The organism is Marinobacter adhaerens HP15 (genome assembly GCF_000166295.1).
Classification (GTDB): Bacteria; Pseudomonadota; Gammaproteobacteria; order Pseudomonadales; family Oleiphilaceae; genus Marinobacter; species Marinobacter adhaerens.
On the sequence record NC_017506.1, the window covers coordinates 2,075,929 to 2,092,629 of the forward strand.

Below are 16,701 nucleotides of genomic sequence, written 5' to 3' on the forward strand. Positions count from 1 at the left end.
GGCCGGATCTCAAACAGAAACCGGCCCTTACGATCCGCCAGGGCTAAGCTTGCCTGGATGTCTGGGTCTTTCCAGAGGGCTTTCGCTTTACCTGGGCAACCTTGCCCTGGCCAGTCAGGTCGTAGATCTGATTGGACAACTCCAGGAAGTCCGTAGGAAATGCCTCTGCAATCCGCACGACATCGCTGCGTTTGAGTTTTGGAGCAATTACCGCCATTTCAACGTGAGCTAGTTTCTTGGCGAGAGCCGGAGGAGAATCCTCACTGATTCCCAAGGCTTCAAGCATGCCCTGAATCTTTTCGGCTTCACTTCCCGCAAGTTTCTCCAACGCTTTTACCAGCAGCTTACTTTTATCGGCTTCCTGATCAGCTCTCGCCAGCTCTTCAGCAGTCAAACCCCGAACACGAAACACCACCGGGACCGGCTTGGCATCATCCCCCTCACCCTCATAGCCAGCAAAGCCAGCAGCGGTGAGACCAGAGAGCGGGACATCCTGTGCCCGCTCCTGGAACTTCGCCTTGCGGAAAGCGGCAAGGTCGAAATTACTCACAGCGATACCTCTTTGCCCTTCTCATCCACGTTGATGGTACAGGCAGCAACGATATCGCCACCGGCTGGGAAGGTCCGGGCAATGGACAGAACGCCCTGTTCAATGAAGTGCTGGGGCCGGTTCTTGTCTGGGTAGAACCGGAAGTACAGGTTCTGGCCCTGAACAGCCGCGATGGTATCGCTGATACCATCCGTGAGATCCACACTGAACGTCGCGTTGTTCAGGCTCTGGGAGCGGGAGTTCTTCACCCGGGTATAGGTCTGTTTACTGGATGAGGAATAGCCCACTTCAGAAGGCACGAAGTCATACGCATCGAACGCTTCAATGAACTCCGGAGTGGCAAAGCTGGCATAAACACCCTTTGGAACACTGCCGGTGTGGATCTTCTTCAGTGCAGAGCTGAAACTCACCTCACCATTCACGTAGTCAATGGTGGCGATCGGGAACACAGCGCTTTCCATGTGCACGTTCACCAGCTGGAAGATCTCGCCTTCGGTTACAGCGGCAGCAGAAGCGCTGGTCATGCGGACCTGAGCCAGTTCAATGGAGCCGACAGCAATGAGAGGCGGGCCACCGGCATCACCACGAACTTCCGAAAACGCGGTGCCTTCAGTACCGGCAACCGCTGTCACATCCCCAGCACCATCACACACGATGCTGTTGATCATGTGGGTTTCAGTGGACGCACGAGTTACTGCAATGTTGGACTGAGCCGCCACTGCCAGTTCCACGCCCGACACAAAAGCGGTGAAGGCGGCGATCGCTACCGCATCATTTCCAGTGGCTGGGGAGCAAGCACCACCGGTCACCACTCCATCAGCCCGAACCACGGGCGCAAAGCCCGCAGCCTGGGACCAAAGCTCTTCGCCAGATTCAAAGGTTTGTGCATCGCCGGAATCCGACAGTGCGGTCATGGGAAAGGCGTTCTGCCCGCCTTCAAATTCGAGCAGCGCGTTGTCTGTAGACATAGGGTTTCTCCTGGTTTTCAAGCGCCACCGGGCGCGGGGTTTGTCTGTCTGGAGGTGTTACTCGTAAGGGCTGGTGTTGCTGGTTTCGTAGACGACCTGGAAGGTCACCAGAATGATCATTTCGTTCTGGCCTCCATCAGGGGAGTCCAGAACCGAATCCGTGTAACTGATGTGCTTGCAGAGCCCGCCAAGGGTCTGATCGCTGGCCAGGGCGTTATCCAGCAGAGCCGCAAGCATCTGGTTGCCCTGGACACTAGAATTGATCGTGAGGTCTCGTTTGGCCATCTCCCCAACGTTGAGCGTCAGGGTCATTTCATACTTCCGGTACTTGAGCTTTTCGGCCGTTTCGGAGGGGTCCCAGATAACGCGTGCAGGGAGCTCCTGTTCGCTGTCCAGTTGTTCACCCCGTTTGGCGTTTAAGCGGTCAGCAAATGCCTGCACAACCTGTTCTCGAATACTGTCTGGCATCAGAAGCCCCTCAGAATCGCGTCGATTTCTTTCTCGAATTGCTGCATCTGATACAGCGCCAGCGGCTCAGCAATGTCTTCTTTCACGTCGGTGAACACCTGTGAAAGCGAGGGTCCGTAGAAGACTTTGATCCTTCCGCCCTCAGAACCGATCTTTGAACGCCGACCAGCGATCGCAACACGGCCACTAGTGCCAGGCAGAACGATGTAGAACGGCTTGCCTTCAATCTCACTGTCACCGTCAAACACCTTGGCGCCGCCCGCTGGCTTCACCTTGACTCGGATTCCACGCTTCGGAATCGCAGGAGGCTTGAGCCAGCTGGTTTTGTCACCGGAAATACTGGTGTCCGTTGAGAAGCGAGAAAGCAGAAGGCCTCGGGAGGGTGTCGAGATCTTTGCCTGAAGCTTTTTCTGTGAGGCCTTGGTGATCGTCATCAGGCTCTTCACATAAGCGGCATTCAGACGAACCTGTTTCCGGATTTCCTTGCTGGATTCGGTGCGGCTTTTCGTCACCGTTTTGTTCAGGGATCTGGCGTGAGCTCGGCTTGCACCATCTGAGAACTTAGCCAGCAGGGCCCGCACTTCCTGCAGGCTGGAGCGATCAACCTCAACTTGCATTTGCGTAGTGCCTCGTCACCTGCCCGTCATCCGTGATCAGCCCGTCCAGTATCCAATCGATTCCGTCGATGGTTACCTTATCTCCGCGCCGGGGCCGATCAACATAGCTCTTCCGGATCTCAATCTGATTCCGGAACGAAGGCATATTCGTCTCATACACCTGGCGCTGCTCAACAGCCCTATCCAAAATGCAGCGGATCTGAAAGCTGGCGCCCTGGCCATCGGTGTACACCGCATCCACGGCGAACTGTTCATCAATGGCGGACTCAAGCCGGCCCGCCACTGAATCGAACTTGCTGGCCATCAGCTGCCGCTTTGCTCGTCGCCGGCTTCGTCATCGTCCGATGCGTCACCGCTGGCATCTGGTGCAGCGCCAGATGCCAGCACAGGACGCTCACCTACTTCGCCATCGTCCTTGATCACGCGAACGCAGCTTTCATACTTCTTTAGCTCAGCAGCGGTCATTTCAGTTTTGGTACCCGCTTTGATAATGGTTTTTTCGCCGGTGGATTTATCCCGGTCTTCCACCCGCTTGATAAACACCACTTTGGTTTTCTTCGCAGCCATGTCATTCACCTTTCAGGATTCGATTCAGATATGAAAAAGCCGGCCCATCTCATCGAAACAGGCCGGCTTAATTCAGGGTTTCTGTGTTCCGGTTACGGAGTCGGCAGCACCTTCGCACACAGGGTGGCGTCGATCCGACGAAGAACCGGCAGCGGGCCGGACTGAGTCATGATGTACTCAACGCCAGGATCATTGTCCGGCCAGTTCTTTGGCCACATTTCCGCTTCCTGGTACTGCGCGTTGGCATCCAGGATCGCGCCATAGGTGCGCACCCCACTGGCACCAGCGACACCGGCAATTACGATGTGACCATATGGAATGAAGTACTGCTTGTTACCTTGCGCATCCTTGTACCAGCCTTTGTACTCCCAGAGTTCCGCACCATTTTCACGGAAGCGGCCAGCGTACGATGCATCCAGTTCGGCAGGTGCCATTTCAAAGCGGGACTCGGAGCCGCGGCGAGTCTCAGCCAGGTCTTTGAACTCTTCATCTCTAAACGCCGCACGGAGGGTTCCCGGGCCAAAGAACACGTGCGTTGCCGGAGATTCCAACAGTTCAAACCAGTCCTGAAAATCCTCAACTGGCTTGGCCGTGGTCTGATTCCAGGCACCCGCGCCACCTGAGATATCGATGGTTAGGTTAGGATCGCGCCGAAAGTCCAGCAGCTTTTCCGGATACCGGGGGCCCGAAACAACCACCTGCCCTGTAAGCAGCACCTGGGACAGTATCCACTCTTCACGGCGGCGGATCTTCTTACGGTGAGTGGCCAACAGGTCCATTCGGATCGCGTCTGCCCTTTCCTCTGGCGTCAGCGGTCCGCTGAACCCTTCACCAGGACGGCGCTCCAAAACACGATCAGGGCTCACAACATCCTTCGGTTTCAGATAGGGCGGAATGAACTTCCGAAGTTCTCCACCAGGCTGCTGGCTCACCTGGCCAGGAACATAGGGACTCACAAACGGAGCCAGTTTGAAATCTTCATCCCAGGCATCAAAGGCAATTTCTTTGGTGCCAAAAGTCACGAACCCCGGGCAAAAGAGGTTCAGCAGGAACGGCATGAACGGATCCAGACGGCGGGTACCGTCCAGCAACTCAGTGGTGCTGTAGGTCATGGGGTGATCTCCTCAGATCTGGTTAATCAGGTGATGCTGGTAACGCAGGGCTACCGGGCGATCACTCCGGGGTTACAAGTGAAATGGGCGTGCCGTCGAACGCGGCCAGCTGCTCCGTGGCGCTCCAGCTGGTGTGGAACTTCACCTGGGTTTTGTCCAGGTCGCCACCCTTGGCAAAGACCACATTCATGGCACCACCAGAAGCGTCCGCATCGTGGTTCAGAACACCTACAGGCACCTGTGAACCATTGGTTGCGTCCTGCTGGGATTCCACCAGTTCGCCACTGGCAGAAACGCGGCCAATCACGGTACCGCGCTCCAGGTTCTGGCCACTGGACAGTGTGCCGCTGTCGAATGCCACCAGGCCGCCCAAGATGAACGGCGCCGGCTGGTAAGGCACGTATGAAGAGCCTGCGTAGATATCAGACATGGTTGTTTCCTCTCGGTTAAAAACAGGTTCTCAAACCGCCCGCCAGTGGCGAGCCGTTCCGGGTTAGTGGACTTTCTTGCTGCAGCCGGTGGCCTTGGCATGAGCAGCGGCCAGCTTGGCACCGCCCTTGAGCTCTCCGCCCTCTTCGCCGGCTGCGGCATCCGCCGCGATTTCCGGCTGCTTGGTATTGCCCATGGCTGCATCCAACAGGCCTTGAGGGCCAGCCGCTACGGTGACGTGCTTATCTGCAGCGGCCAACATCTCCTTGGCATCCTCCACAGACATCGTGGTTTTGAACGCCAGGTGCTGGGCCAGCTTGGTGCGGCCTTCGGCTTCGTCACACTGCAGGATGCCGGCAATGCGGGCCTGCTCAGTGGCGGCTGCATCAGCGGCCAGCTTGGTGGTGTCTACGGTATCCGGTTGCTCAGTGCTGGCTTCCGGGGCGGATGCCGGTGCTGTGGCCGCCGGCTTGGTCTTTGATTCAACCGTCATAGTGCTAACTCCGATTGTCGTGGTGGTTTGGATGTAGTCAGAGAAGGCGGCCAGCATGTCGTGGCCATTGATGAGCTCGTCCGCAAATCCTGCTTCGATTGCGTCCTGCCCGGTATAGATGGCCGCCTCAGTGGCAAGCACATCCGATGCAGAGAGGCCGATGTGTGTCGCCACCATGTCCGCAAACTCATTGCGGAGGCGGTCGGATTCGGCCTGGAATCTGGCAAGCACCTGCTCCGGCAGGTTCTCGTAAGGGTTGCCATCCACTTTGAAGGCGCCGGAGTGGATCAACGTCACATCAATGCCGTTGGCCTTCAGCTGCTCTTCAAAGCTGGCGTGCATCATCACCACGCCCACGGAACCGGTCCGGGCGCTGGTGGTGGTGTATCGGTAATCGGTAGCGCTGTGCAGGGCCATGCCGGCGCTGCAGGCCATGTCGTAGGAGATGGAGGCGATCGGCTTTTGGCCACGCAGCTCGTTCAGCCGGCGAGCGGTATCAAAGCAACCAGCAACCTCACCGCCGGGAGTATCCATATCCAGCAGGATGCCGTTCACGGTCGGATCCGCCAGGGCTTCCTCCACCCGGGCAATGATGCCGTCGTAACCAGTCATCCCAGAATACGGCTGCAGGTGCCCGAACTTGTGAACCAGGGTGCCGGCAACAGGAATCAGGGCAATGCCGTTAAGCACTTCATAAGGGCGGTTACGGGGCCGATCAGAGCCGAACGAATCCGCCCGCATCCGCAGCTTCTCCTGCGATTCGATCAGGCCAAACTCATCCTGCAGGCTGGCAACCCCAAGCCGGGGCGCCAAGGCGCCAAGAAATACCCGGGCATAGCCAGGCTCCAGCAACAGCGGCTGATTCAGCACACGGGCTGCAATGTTCTGGTTTCGCATAGTTTTCTCCGGGCATTAAAAAACCCCGCCGGGGCGGGGTTTAGGATCAGACGTCTATTGTTAGGCAGGACTTAGAAACCGGTATACACCATCGTCTCCGCATACCCATTCACGGCGCTTCATTCTCGCCATCGCTTTACGGGCAACGTTGGGCGGTAGTCGTCCTCGGCTCGGGTTTTGAAGATGTCGTTGAAACCATGCTTCTTCCGCCGTGAGTGGCATATTCATGTCGTAAGGACCTGGCCCACCAAATCCCGTCCGACTGGCGACGCCTGGATATACACTCTTCAATGCTGAAGTCATTCCAACACTCGCTGATTTCCGGATGTGTAGAATCATCGTATCACCTTAATCATGAAACGCCGCCCACTGCCTCCGGCTCCTCCTGGTCAGGAGCAAGGGCCAGCGCTTTCACCCAGCTGGGTGGTGGCAGGCCGGCTTTTTTCCGCTCCTCCATCTCCCGGACTTGCTGGGCAAACACTTCCTGGTAATCCTCGCCCATCTTCGCCAGCTCTTTCTCATAGGTGGAAAGGCCGGATTCGATCAGCAGGATGGATTCCTTCACTTCCTTCAGCCCATCGATGGCGATGCGGCCGGAGCCGATCCATTCGCAGTTGCACCAGGAAGCCTTCGCTTCGTAGAAGCCACGGGTGGCGGATCTCGGCAGGCGGATGCGCCCGCTGTCGATCGCTTCCTCCAGCCACAGCGCGAACACCATGGACGCGAAACGGCTGGGGATGATCTTCCGGCGGCCCATGAAATAACGCCAGCTTTCCATCATGCTGGCCCGCGCGGTGCTGTAGCTCAGTTCCCGGTAATCCTTTGTCAGCGACTCCTTCGAGGTGTTGGTGCCAGCGGCAATCCAGCGGGTGATGGAAGATTCCAACTCGCTGAAGCCGTTGTCAGCATTGCCGCTGGTCAGCAGATTGAGGTTCTCACCCGGCATCAAGTGCGGGATTTTTACGCCGTTGAGGCGGATATCCGCGCCCTCGTGGTAGTCGGCCAGGGTGCTCATGTATTGAGTGAGCTTGTCGGTGCTCAGGTCACCACCGATGATTTCCATCGCGGCTTCACTGCCCAGCTCACTCTCAATCACCGCCGCGTACATGGCGTTCACAATGGCGTTCTGTAGCTTGGTCTGCTGCAGCTTGCTCAGCTGGGGCAACTGCTCCATAACGCTGAGAAACTGATTCTCCCCCCGGGTCTGGCCATCGCCACGGGGCTCGAACACGTGCAGGAACTGCTGCCGGCCCCAGCGGGTTTCCCTGGGCACAAAGGTCCAGGCGTTGCCCATGCCATCAGACAAGCCGTAACCGGTGATGTCATGGTTACGCACCCAGTAGCCCACGGCCGCGCCAAAACGGTCGACCTTCACCCCAGCCCGCAGGCTGTTGCTGTCCGGCGCATGGTTCGGGTTGCACACCCGGTGGTGGTTCACCAGCTTGATGGCCGTGTTGAACAGTGCACCGGGCCGGCCCGTGATCCACTCAGCGGAGGCCATGCCCTCGCCGGCGCTGGTGTGGTTGGCCGTGATTTCCCGGCACATCATGGTGAGGGTGCGCTTGCGCTCCGCATCCACGTAGCAATTGATCGGGTCTTCCGCATACTCGGTGAAGGCGTCCTCCACCTCTTTCGCAAAGGCCCGGGCATCCTCTTCGCTCATGCCTAACGCCCGCCATTTGGGCTTGTAGCTGAGCCGGAACATGTGGCCAACGATGTTGTCGACGTGCAGCTGCACACCGTTTTTAGCCAGTGCATGGTTGCGCACCAGGTCTTCCGCACGGGCATTGCCACGCTTCAGGTCTGGCAGAAGGGCCGCGTCCGCCGTTTTGGCGCGCGGGTTCCAGCGTTGGAGCTGGCCACCAAAGCCGGTACCAGTGCCGGTGTAGCTCTCAGCCTTCTGGATCGGCCGGCCCGAGCTGTCTAGAAAGCTGATATCTGGCATCTTCACAGAATGAACCTCGCAGGACGACGGCGACGGCCGGCGCCACCAAGCTGGCTTTCCAGGCTGGCAATGTAGGCCGCCAGGTCTTTCTTGCTGGCCTGGGAGAACTCAACGGTTTTGCCATCGCGCTGAATGCGCACCACAGCCTGCCCGGTCAGCAGGTTGTGGTAGGCTTCGCGCGCCTCCAGCAGCTGGGTTTCAAGACTCATCGCATTCTCCGGGCAATATCAGCCAGGCTTGCGCCTTCTGGCTTTGAATTCTGGGGTTTGGTTTCGCTTCGCTGTTTGGGCTTATCCGGCACGGGCGCCGCGACTGAGGGCGCCAGCAGGTCTCCCTGCATCAGCTGCGCTTCCAGGGCATCCCACTGGTCCGGCTTGCGAACGTGAACCTTCACAGTTCTGGCGGCATGGAGTGCGTACACTTCGCAGTCCAGCCCTTCGTTGCGAACACCGGCTTTCGGCTGCCAGGTCTTCCGGCCGCCTCGCCTGCGATCCGGCGCTTTGATCTCAGCCGTGATCTGGTTGTAGTAGTCATCCCGAACACCCTGGTACCAGTGCATCCGGCCAGGGCCGTTGCCGGTGAGCTTCAACCGGGCGTCGATCAGGTCCTTGCCCTTCTCGGTACCCACCATGAACACCGGCAAGCCGTAGCGGCTGGCCTTGGTGGTCTTCGCGTTTACATCGATCTTCTTGGCTGGGGTAACGATCTCGCGGTTCAGGTTGTTGCTTTCACCCTTGATCGCCATCACTTTCACGCCCCGGCCGCGCCGGCTGCGCACGTAGTGATACACGGCATCGTTGGTCTGGCCATCGGAGGAGTCGATACTCGCTGCAGACACCTGAAGGTTGAAGCCGAGCTCATGCCGGTAGGCGCCAAACAGGAATTTATCCAGCTCATCCCATACCGGGTCTGCCTTATCGCTGCAGCTGCCGGCGGCATAGATTTCGCCCCAGAACACCAGCCAGCTTTCCTCTCCCCGCCCCCAGGCGCGAACGATGATCGCCAGGCGATCGTGCTGAACGTCGACACCAACCGTGAGTACCAGCCCGCCGGCGGGTACCGTCAGTTCCTGATACTCTTCTGCCCGCTCGCGCAGCGTGTCGGTATCCGGCGCATCTGTTCGGTACTCGTAGGACAATCCCAGGGTGTTGTTGACGAAGCCGATCATGTAGCTATCATCACCCAGATTCAGGTGGTGCTGGGCCTTGAGATATTTCTCAACCAGCAGTGGCAGCTTCGAGCCCGGGAACGGGCTGTACAGTTCGTTGATGTAGAAACCGGCGGTACCGCGGAACGGCTTGTGGGCTTTCCAATAGCCCTTCTTCACGTTCCGGTTTTTGTCGATATCCCGCCACAACACGCCGCAGTGCGGGCAGGCATAGCGGGCGGTTTCAGGCTGGGATTTGCCCAACACCTCATCCGCAACCGGCGCGTCTTCATTCCAGATCACGTTGTCCCAGCTGAGCACATGCTCTTCATTGCACTCATGGCATGGCACCATGAACATGCGCTGATCACTGGAGGCGAAGGCCTCATCAACGCGGGACAGGCCCTTAACCGTCGGCGTTCCGCCGAAGATCACCTTCCGATATTCGTAGGTCTTCGCTCGTTCCTCAAGGAGGTTGATGGAATCGCCCTGCCCGCTGACGCTGGTGTTACAGTCGTCTGGTTCCTCAACGCAGACCACCGGCGCGGAAAGCGACTTCACGTTGTCGGCTGCGTTCGAGGCCACCAGGGCAAGGAAACCTCCCGGGAACTTCTTGAAGTCGTTCCGGTTGCCGGAACTGCGAGAAGTAGAGACATCCACCAGCGCCCGCAGAACCGGTGTCACCTCAATCATCGGGTTGAACTTCTGGTCCAAATACTTCCGAATCGTCTTTTCTTTCGGAAACAGAAGCACGATCGGGCACGGATCGTTGTGAATCCGCCGGCCCAAGTAGTTGTTCCAGGCACCATCTGTCCAGGCCACCTGTGAGGACTTCCGACACACCAGCTTCTTCACCGCCGGATTATCCAACGCATCCAGAATGCCAGGCACCCACGGCGTCAGGTCCGTGGAGTACTTACCCGACCAGGCACTACTCTCCTGGGCAATGTACCGGTGCTTGTTGGCCCAATCAGTTGAGCTGATCTTCTCCGGTGGCCGGAACTTCGCCATGGCCTGGGCCATCACCCGGTCCAGGTTCGCGGCCAAGCGCTGCCAGCTGTCGGAGGACGGATCGAGAATGCTCATTCAGTAGCTCGATATCGAGATCGATGTCGTACAACGTATCGATCTCAGTCTTGAGTTTCGGGTTGCCCGTCAGCAGCTCAGTGCGGATAGACAACGCCACGGATTCCAATCGAGCCCCCACCAGTACCGCTGGTACCAGTTCTTCAAGATCCTTCGCCAGGGCCAGCTCCTCGCGGTCCCCTTTGATGCGCTCCAGGCGCTCACGGGCGGACTCATGGCGGGCGCCACTAACCGCGCGCTCCATCAGCCACTCGTGAACATCCTGAGTGTCGTACTCATTCGCCTGGCCCCGGCCACCAGCTCTGGCGATCGGGAACGAAGCGTCTTTCTGGTAAGCCGTAAAAGACCTTTCGGAAATACCGAAGATCTCAGCGAGCTCTCGCTTGTTTACTCGCTTACCCATTGCTAACTCTCTGATTCAAAACCAAGGAAGGAAGGCCAAGGTTGCGCCAAGTCTGCGAAAAAACCGCGAGTCTGCGCCCCCTCAGTGGACCTACTCGCCAGAAGGACCCGTGCCCATCAGGCTGTGACCTTGAACTCTGTGGATCCACCTGAAGCAACGCACCGGATTGCCGTGACAGCGTTCACCATCAGCAAATCCGTGTAGCTGTTCACGTCTCCCACGGACCAAGGCTTACCTTCTGCCGAACCATCTTTGACTGCAGCCAAATCATCCTGAGTGTATTCAACTCGGGCACTTCCAGCAGCTGGTGCGATACTTACCAGGACATCGCCAACACCAGCGGGGAGGATGAGCCACTCACCCGTCGCATCATTCACTGATTCACTGTGGTTGAAGCGCTGCCGAGGAACTGTCCGATTTTGCAGATACTGGAGGTCTTCCCGATCTGGAGAGAGGGTATTGGGCATCGTAGTCACCTGAAGAGTGTTTGGTTAACGGATCCAGTCAGTGAACGGAACAGCGGCTGGAACAGACCCCTCGGGGAGGTGGCGATCTGTTCGACCACTTTAAGTGTGGCCGACACCACAGTTTCATTCCCGGCATCATCAACGCCTGTTGCTGTCATCGTGTAGGTACCGATGGCCAGCTCGTTTAACTGTTGGATCCAGCTGCCGCTTGAGATGATTGGGCTGTAGGTTGAGCTGTGCGTAACGTCCACGCCTTCAACGTCAAGGGTCAGGCTTGTTGCATCCCCTGCGCTACCAGAAGCCACGGGCGTAGTGTCCAGAGTCGTCAGCGGGTTAACCGTGACAGCCGGTGCGATGTCATCAACCACCGTTACATCGAATGAGTCCTGAATGCTTCCATCCGCGCTATAGGCGGTTGCCACAAGCGTGAACGGTGAGGCCTCAATATCATCAACATTAGTGGTACCGGAAAGCACAGAACCATCAAACTCAAGGCCAGAGTTCGCAGGCAGCCCGCTAAGGCCGTAGGAGCTGGCACCACTGAAGTAGTTGTCAAGATCGACACTTACGGCATCGCCCTGCCCCAGATTCAGATCAGGCAAGGCCGAATCGAGTGTTGGAAGCACTGCAGCGCGGGTAGTAGCTGACAGGCCGGAAGACTGACTACCGATTGCGATTGAGCCTGTTCTCTCTACCTCAAAGCCATTGGCAGTTCGGATACGTGGTTTTACCAGGTAGCCCAATTGCACGTTGGTTGTGGCTGCAGTGAAGCCTGCAAACCCGGCGCCTGCGTCCACCGCGTACTGAACATCCGTTCCAGTCACTGATACGGCAATCTCTTCGCCCGCATCAATACCAGTGACCTCAATGGCCGGGAACTCTACCCACTGATCAAGGGCCTGGTTGGTCAGCGGATCTACCGTGAAGGCATCGGGATCGATGTCGACCTGAGCCTCAACGGTGATCGTTGCCGTGATGGTGTCCGTGGTGCCGTCATCAAACAGCACTTCGATTGCAACGGTGTCTTCACCAGTGAAGCCAGAATCCGGAGTATAGATATCAGCGACATCGTTGCCCCAGAGATCGTCAGCTTCCGCTGTGGCAGCATCCAGCGTCCCATTACTCGGGCCTGACACAATGCGGTGATACGTGCCGGCAGTGATCAGCACAGGGCTGGAAAACAGGCTGTTGCTGTCCACTGAGCCCACCGGGGAGGTGTAAGGATGCGTCTGGGTATAGCTGATTCCTGTGATGGTCGCAGTCTCAGTTGCTCCTGAAACCACCATGGAATAAGTGCCTGTCGCCAGTGTTCCAGGAATGCGCACCTGGATCTGATCATCTGTTGGATCATTCTCAGCAACCGCACAAGCAACGCTGTTCAGAGTCACGCTGGAGATTGACTCGCTGAATCCGGAGACATCCACCAGGACGAGCTGATACTGATTCACCGCGTTGTCAGAATCGACGGAAACCACAGCCGGAGCGCCAACGAACGGGCCGATGTAGCCCGTTTGCAGGTATGCCCCGCTGATGCCGCCGGTGATCAATTCCATTACGCGATGTCCTCAACGGTCAGATCGACGTTCAAGCCTTCATTCAAGGCCGGATTGAAATAGGAGAAGTGAACGGTGTCACCAACGGTTACGCCGGCCGATTCCAGGTTGATGGCTGAAGTCTGAGAGCTTCCGTTCAAGCTTCCATTGGTGGTGCTGAAGTGAACCGTTGATTCCGGATCAGAAGATTCACGAACCGCAATCTTGAGATTGGTGGCATTGGGCGTAAGGTCGCCTGCCTTATTTCGAATGGTCTGGGCAGAAATACCTTCAACAACCGCTGCAGCGGTTGTGTCATCAATGACTGTCGGGGTTGCTTGGACGTTCGGCGTAGGCTCATCGTCAACGGCGACTATCGCATACCGGTAACCGGTCGAAGCGGAGGCCGTAACAAAGTCCAGATCAGCAGAGATTCCTGCTGAAGCCAACACAGAATCAGCCTCAAGCGCCGGTGAGCCAGAGGCGTCCTGACCGTCAATAACCTGTTGAGAGGTCGGAACAGTGGCACCGGCGGGCAGTCGAACACCGTAGAACACGCTGTCCTCATCAGCGGTACCACTGATTGTGTGGCCGTTCTCGCGGGTTTCGGTTACAGCCGGGGCGACTTCATAGATTGGGGGTGTGGTGTCTGATGCAGCACCCGGCGTAATCATAATCGCGTTAGCATAGCCCGTGCTGCTTGACCCTGCGCCTTCTCGATACTCAAGCAGCGCATCACCGTTAGCGTCCGTGGTGCCTGTAAACTCTACAACCGAATCATTGGTGCCTTCTTCGATGTTCTGAGAAGCACCTCCGTTCAAGCGCCATTCAACAAAGCGCCCAGAGGCCCCGTTGGAGTAGCCTTTTAGGGTAAAGGAGGTATTTGCCGGGCCGGTGATCTCCATTTGCACCCAGGTAGGTGACGCGGGAACGCGGTGTCCTGAAGTTGCGGTCGTCTCGTCGTTAACCCAGGCTGCAGCGCCTGCTGTTGGCCAGTTGCCCAACGAAGCCGCATCGCTGGCCGGTTGGGCGCCTGAGACATAGTTCAATGACCACCCACCACCAATGGCGACTGGTGCAATGTCGGAAGCGACAATGTTTGTCCAGGCGGGATCTGATGATCCAGGGCCTGAACGAAGGTTTGCTTTGTGATCAGCCATTACGCGAGCCCATCCGGAAGACTGTCTGAAACAGTCGGCATTGATATTTCGTAGAATTCTTCGCGGTTGTCTTCATCCGTCCATGAACCACCAGCCCAGTTGTCGTTGCCACCAAGTGCAAAGGCGTTCCATCCGGGCATCGGGCCGCTGGCAGAATCCACCCAGCGCACCGCCTCACTGTCAACGACCAACACATCGTCGATGTACTGCTTAAAGACGCCGTCAGCAACGCCCGGGGCTGAGTTCATTTCGAGGTAGAACCCCATTTTTGTTCTTGTGCCCGCTGCGCCAAACAACTGTTGATGTCTAACCACTCCAGAGGTCGGCAAAAAACCTCCGTTGAGCTTGTCTGGAATCTGCGGACTTAGCCCTCCGGTCAACTTGCCTTGAATATGATCGGAGAAGTTCATATCGACATCACCCAGGCTTCCGCCAACGATGTCTCGGCCAATACCAAGTAGATCGGTATTACCCATGCTATAGTTGGTTTCGGGTGGCCCTCCACGAAACGAAAGCCGGTTCCGAATGCCATAACTCGTGGACGACGACCAATCCCACAAAAATAAAGGCCCCTGAGTACCGCCGCTGAAAGCAGACCAAAATTCATCGGTTGCCCCGGTAGAATGGAAGACCCGAAAGACCTTGGATGTACCCGTTTCGTCGCCAGTCCAGTCCACTTGAAACGAGATATAAAACTCGAGGTAGATTCTTTGGTAGAGCTGCGAAAGCAACTTGCCAAGCACGCCATTGGAGTTCCAGCCGGTTCCTCCAGATCGATTAAGCCGTCGACAACGGAGAACCCGCCCATGCCCTGGGAACATGGAGTCGGCAATTTCAAGGTTGTGGATGGCGCCGTCCGCTTCGGAGTTCCATACCGCATCCCAATTTGCAGGAAGGACGGATTCATCTCCTGTCCACCGGAAGGTGGTGTAATCGTTGCCCACAGCCGGACGCGGAGTCCAATCTGGCTGTTGGTCAAAACCATCCTGAAAAATCACACCCGCAGGCATAGACCCAGTCACAGGCAACCGCGTCAACCCAACTGACCCAACATTACGCTCTCCGGCATTGGCCGCCTGGTTGTTGTACGCGCCGTTATTGGGCATTGCTGGTCGCCTCACGCTCATTCCACGCCCGAGCATCGGCTTTATCGGCATTGCACTCGCCAATCGTGCTTTTCAGCACTTCAACGTACTCCGGGCAATAACCAATCACGTTAACCTCCGGCCCTGGAATCACTGTGGCTTCCAGGTACTCCGCTGGCACCCTCTCCCGCACGATCTCCGTTCGGGTCAAGTACTGTGTCTCGGCGCATGATGTCAAAAACAGCATCAGGCCAAGGCTGATCAACACATTCCGGAGCATCTTCAAGGGCCTTTGTGAGTTCTTCACGGGTTTGGGCCAGCTCCTGGTCACGGAACCGGTCCCGGCGCTGGCGTTCAATGGCTTTCTGCTCACGCCAGGCAATGTCCTTTTCGAGGTACTTAATCGAGGCGACGTTCTCGCGGTTCTCCTGGGCCGCATTGCTGATGATCACTGCCTGAGAGGCATTCTTCTCCAGCAGCTGGTCGCGATCGCTCCAAAGCCACCAGAAAGCTCCGACCACCACAACCACCAGCGTGCCGATGATCGGCACCAGATATGGGGCCAGCTTCGCCTTGGCCGCTTCCAGGATCACTGCTTAACCTTCCCTGCCCAAGCCTCAGCAATGTTGTTGCCGAAGTAGCTCACGATCAGCGTCACGCTGATGCCGTAGGACCAACCGATCACAGCGCCCATCGCAGGCAACGTGTTCGGCTGGGCCAGCTCCACAGCAGCCCATATCGGAGTCTGCAGAAACGCCCACCACATGCCCGCGTAATAGCCCCGGCGCCGGTGTTTCCACCAGCGGTTGGGATCTGGGTGGCTATCCTCTGGCATTACCGCTGTTCCTCGCTTGTCATCCGGCGCTTTAGAATCTCTAGCTCAGCCTTAAGTGCCGCCATCTTGGCGTTGCACTCTTCCCTTTCCCGGCGGAGCTCTGTGGCGTGCTGGTTGGCCTGGGCCTTAAGGGCTATGTCCAGATCTCCCACTAGCGCATTCAGGCGGCTTACTTCATCCACCAGGTGTTGGATCAATGCATTCTCGCGCTGAGCCAAATTCTCATCCCGTGCGATCTTACTTTTGCTTTTGATGCCGAACAGGCCAACGACCACATAGCACAGGGTCATGAACAGGCCACCGATGAAGGCCCAAACGCCGCCACCCTGGCTAAAACTGTCAACTATGGCGCTGAAAGGCATCCGATCATTCCGGGTCATTGGATTCAACGGTTAATGCTGCTGAGCGAGAATGATTGGAGTCGGGTCTATGAAATCATCCCTGGAATTCATCACTTCAAAATGCACATGTTCAGTGATGCCGGCATAACGGCCACCAAGGGCCTGAGCCTTGCCGATCACGGTGTCCCGCGTTACTTCGTCACCAACTGAGACACACGGCTCCACGTAGAACATTCGGTACCGATAACCGTGGGTGCTGACCTCAACATAACGGAAACTGAGATCATCGCCGTAGGGATAGCCCAGCTTGGTGACCTTTCCAGATACCGGAGAGCAAACGTCGGATCCTGGCCGGCAAGCCATATCAACGCCGTTATGCTTCCGAGATCCGCGAGAGTCTCCAAAGCCACCGCAACCATGACCATCGCAACGGCGGAAAGACATCTCGTGCAGGTGCATTGGAAACCTCCAGAATTTAAAACAGCCCGAGACATCAACCTTCGGGCAAAGGGTCCCGGCATGTTGGACCGTAGAGACACTTCCGATGATCAGAACCGCCGCAGGCCAAACACCGCAAAAACCCTCGCCACAAAAGAAAA

22 protein-coding genes are annotated in these 16,701 nt (G+C 57.3%); all 22 read right to left on the bottom strand.

All coding sequences use genetic code 11. The features are described 5' to 3' along the window. Nucleotides 1-43: 43 nt before the first annotated feature. On the bottom strand, nt 44-550 hold the full coding sequence (locus tag HP15_RS09740) for a hypothetical protein (RefSeq protein WP_014577310.1): 507 nt from the start codon (nt 548-550) through the stop codon (nt 44-46). Beyond that, on the bottom strand, nt 547-1,518 hold the full coding sequence (locus tag HP15_RS09745) for a hypothetical protein (protein WP_014577311.1): 972 nt from the start codon (nt 1,516-1,518) through the stop codon (nt 547-549). Before HP15_RS09745 ends, HP15_RS09740 begins: the two co-directional genes overlap by 4 nt. A 57-nt stretch (nt 1,519-1,575) precedes the next feature. Then, nucleotides 1,576-1,986, bottom strand: a complete 411-nt coding sequence (locus HP15_RS09750; protein ID WP_014577312.1) for a hypothetical protein — start codon at nt 1,984-1,986, stop codon at nt 1,576-1,578. Beyond that, nucleotides 1,986-2,603, bottom strand: coding sequence for a phage tail protein (locus tag HP15_RS09755; protein WP_014577313.1), 618 nt, complete (start codon nt 2,601-2,603; stop codon nt 1,986-1,988). The genes HP15_RS09750 and HP15_RS09755 overlap by 1 nt, the downstream gene beginning before the upstream one ends. Then, on the bottom strand, nt 2,593-2,907 hold the full coding sequence (locus HP15_RS09760; RefSeq protein WP_014577314.1) for a head-tail joining protein: 315 nt from the start codon (nt 2,905-2,907) through the stop codon (nt 2,593-2,595). The genes HP15_RS09755 and HP15_RS09760 overlap by 11 nt, the downstream gene beginning before the upstream one ends. Then, on the bottom strand, nt 2,907-3,170 hold the full coding sequence (locus HP15_RS09765) for a hypothetical protein (protein WP_041645262.1): 264 nt from the start codon (nt 3,168-3,170) through the stop codon (nt 2,907-2,909). Before HP15_RS09765 ends, HP15_RS09760 begins: the two co-directional genes overlap by 1 nt. A 92-nt stretch (nt 3,171-3,262) precedes the next feature. After that, nucleotides 3,263-4,282, bottom strand: coding sequence for a major capsid protein (locus HP15_RS09770; RefSeq protein ID WP_014577316.1), 1,020 nt, complete (start codon nt 4,280-4,282; stop codon nt 3,263-3,265). A gap of 61 nt (nt 4,283-4,343) precedes the next feature. Beyond that, entirely contained in the window at nt 4,344-4,712 is a 369-nt protein-coding gene (locus HP15_RS09775) for a head decoration protein (protein ID WP_014577317.1), read from the bottom strand. 63 nt (nt 4,713-4,775) lie between these two features. After that, nucleotides 4,776-6,101, bottom strand: a complete 1,326-nt coding sequence (locus tag HP15_RS09780) for a S49 family peptidase (RefSeq protein ID WP_014577318.1) — start codon at nt 6,099-6,101, stop codon at nt 4,776-4,778. 352 nt (nt 6,102-6,453) lie between these two features. Beyond that, nucleotides 6,454-8,046, bottom strand: coding sequence for a phage portal protein (locus HP15_RS09785; protein WP_041645264.1), 1,593 nt, complete (start codon nt 8,044-8,046; stop codon nt 6,454-6,456). Nucleotides 8,047-8,048: 2 nt separating this feature from the next. After that, entirely contained in the window at nt 8,049-8,255 is a 207-nt protein-coding gene (locus HP15_RS09790) for a phage head-tail joining protein (RefSeq protein ID WP_014577320.1), read from the bottom strand. Continuing rightward, a complete protein-coding gene (locus tag HP15_RS09795; RefSeq protein WP_206076553.1) occupies nt 8,252-10,279 on the bottom strand; it encodes a phage terminase large subunit family protein in 2,028 nt (675 codons plus the stop codon). The genes HP15_RS09790 and HP15_RS09795 overlap by 4 nt, the downstream gene beginning before the upstream one ends. Then, nucleotides 10,164-10,682, bottom strand: a complete 519-nt coding sequence (locus HP15_RS09800; protein WP_014577322.1) for a terminase small subunit — start codon at nt 10,680-10,682, stop codon at nt 10,164-10,166. Before HP15_RS09800 ends, HP15_RS09795 begins: the two co-directional genes overlap by 116 nt. A 116-nt stretch (nt 10,683-10,798) precedes the next feature. Beyond that, nucleotides 10,799-11,149 carry a hypothetical protein gene (locus tag HP15_RS09805; protein WP_041645266.1) on the bottom strand — a complete coding sequence of 117 codons (351 nt, stop codon included), beginning with the start codon at nt 11,147-11,149 and terminating at the stop codon, nt 10,799-10,801. 5 nt (nt 11,150-11,154) lie between these two features. Next, nucleotides 11,155-12,702 carry an Ig-like domain-containing protein gene (locus tag HP15_RS09810; protein WP_014577324.1) on the bottom strand — a complete coding sequence of 516 codons (1,548 nt, stop codon included), beginning with the start codon at nt 12,700-12,702 and terminating at the stop codon, nt 11,155-11,157. Continuing rightward, the gene (locus HP15_RS09815) at nt 12,702-13,841 is read right to left on the bottom strand and encodes a hypothetical protein (protein ID WP_041645267.1); all 1,140 of its coding nucleotides are present in this window, start codon (nt 13,839-13,841) and stop codon (nt 12,702-12,704) included. Before HP15_RS09815 ends, HP15_RS09810 begins: the two co-directional genes overlap by 1 nt. Then, entirely contained in the window at nt 13,841-14,947 is a 1,107-nt protein-coding gene (locus HP15_RS09820; RefSeq protein WP_014577326.1) for a hypothetical protein, read from the bottom strand. The genes HP15_RS09815 and HP15_RS09820 overlap by 1 nt, the downstream gene beginning before the upstream one ends. Continuing rightward, on the bottom strand, nt 14,937-15,173 hold the full coding sequence (lysC, locus tag HP15_RS23125) for an Rz1-like lysis system protein LysC (protein ID WP_423793701.1): 237 nt from the start codon (nt 15,171-15,173) through the stop codon (nt 14,937-14,939). The genes HP15_RS09820 and lysC overlap by 11 nt, the downstream gene beginning before the upstream one ends. Then, complete coding sequence (locus HP15_RS09825; RefSeq protein ID WP_014577328.1) at nt 15,058-15,519, bottom strand: DUF2570 domain-containing protein; 462 nt, start codon at nt 15,517-15,519, stop codon at nt 15,058-15,060. The genes lysC and HP15_RS09825 overlap by 116 nt, the downstream gene beginning before the upstream one ends. Then, nucleotides 15,516-15,761 carry a hypothetical protein gene (locus HP15_RS09830; protein WP_041645268.1) on the bottom strand — a complete coding sequence of 82 codons (246 nt, stop codon included), beginning with the start codon at nt 15,759-15,761 and terminating at the stop codon, nt 15,516-15,518. Before HP15_RS09830 ends, HP15_RS09825 begins: the two co-directional genes overlap by 4 nt. Then, nucleotides 15,761-16,123: a hypothetical protein gene (locus tag HP15_RS09835; RefSeq protein WP_041645269.1), complete on the bottom strand. Its 363-nt coding sequence runs from the start codon at nt 16,121-16,123 to the stop codon at nt 15,761-15,763. Before HP15_RS09835 ends, HP15_RS09830 begins: the two co-directional genes overlap by 1 nt. Before the next feature lie 30 nt (nt 16,124-16,153). Then, nucleotides 16,154-16,561, bottom strand: coding sequence for a M23 family metallopeptidase (locus HP15_RS09840; protein ID WP_049784478.1), 408 nt, complete (start codon nt 16,559-16,561; stop codon nt 16,154-16,156). Nucleotides 16,562-16,701: the final 140 nt, after the last annotated feature.

Coding starts and splice junctions, on each gene's coding strand:
- lysC (WP_423793701.1), bottom strand. CDS start 15,173: ATGCTGTTTTTGACATCATGCGCCGAGACACAGTACTTGACCCGAACG.
- HP15_RS09790 (WP_014577320.1), bottom strand. CDS start 8,255: ATGAGTCTTGAAACCCAGCTGCTGGAGGCGCGCGAAGCCTACCACAAC.
- HP15_RS09840 (WP_049784478.1), bottom strand. CDS start 16,561: ATGCACCTGCACGAGATGTCTTTCCGCCGTTGCGATGGTCATGGTTGC.
- HP15_RS09835 (WP_041645269.1), bottom strand. CDS start 16,123: ATGCCTTTCAGCGCCATAGTTGACAGTTTTAGCCAGGGTGGCGGCGTT.
- HP15_RS09820 (WP_014577326.1), bottom strand. CDS start 14,947: ATGCCCAATAACGGCGCGTACAACAACCAGGCGGCCAATGCCGGAGAG.
- HP15_RS09780 (WP_014577318.1), bottom strand. CDS start 6,101: ATGCGAAACCAGAACATTGCAGCCCGTGTGCTGAATCAGCCGCTGTTG.
- HP15_RS09755 (WP_014577313.1), bottom strand. CDS start 2,603: ATGCAAGTTGAGGTTGATCGCTCCAGCCTGCAGGAAGTGCGGGCCCTG.
- HP15_RS09760 (WP_014577314.1), bottom strand. CDS start 2,907: ATGGCCAGCAAGTTCGATTCAGTGGCGGGCCGGCTTGAGTCCGCCATT.
- HP15_RS09765 (WP_041645262.1), bottom strand. CDS start 3,170: ATGGCTGCGAAGAAAACCAAAGTGGTGTTTATCAAGCGGGTGGAAGAC.
- HP15_RS09785 (WP_041645264.1), bottom strand. CDS start 8,046: ATGCCAGATATCAGCTTTCTAGACAGCTCGGGCCGGCCGATCCAGAAG.
- HP15_RS09830 (WP_041645268.1), bottom strand. CDS start 15,761: ATGCCAGAGGATAGCCACCCAGATCCCAACCGCTGGTGGAAACACCGG.
- HP15_RS09795 (WP_206076553.1), bottom strand. CDS start 10,279: ATGAGCATTCTCGATCCGTCCTCCGACAGCTGGCAGCGCTTGGCCGCG.
- HP15_RS09800 (WP_014577322.1), bottom strand. CDS start 10,682: ATGGGTAAGCGAGTAAACAAGCGAGAGCTCGCTGAGATCTTCGGTATT.
- HP15_RS09815 (WP_041645267.1), bottom strand. CDS start 13,841: ATGGCTGATCACAAAGCAAACCTTCGTTCAGGCCCTGGATCATCAGAT.
- HP15_RS09775 (WP_014577317.1), bottom strand. CDS start 4,712: ATGTCTGATATCTACGCAGGCTCTTCATACGTGCCTTACCAGCCGGCG.
- HP15_RS09805 (WP_041645266.1), bottom strand. CDS start 11,149: ATGCCCAATACCCTCTCTCCAGATCGGGAAGACCTCCAGTATCTGCAA.
- HP15_RS09745 (WP_014577311.1), bottom strand. CDS start 1,518: ATGTCTACAGACAACGCGCTGCTCGAATTTGAAGGCGGGCAGAACGCC.
- HP15_RS09750 (WP_014577312.1), bottom strand. CDS start 1,986: ATGCCAGACAGTATTCGAGAACAGGTTGTGCAGGCATTTGCTGACCGC.
- HP15_RS09770 (WP_014577316.1), bottom strand. CDS start 4,282: ATGACCTACAGCACCACTGAGTTGCTGGACGGTACCCGCCGTCTGGAT.
- HP15_RS09810 (WP_014577324.1), bottom strand. CDS start 12,702: ATGGAATTGATCACCGGCGGCATCAGCGGGGCATACCTGCAAACGGGC.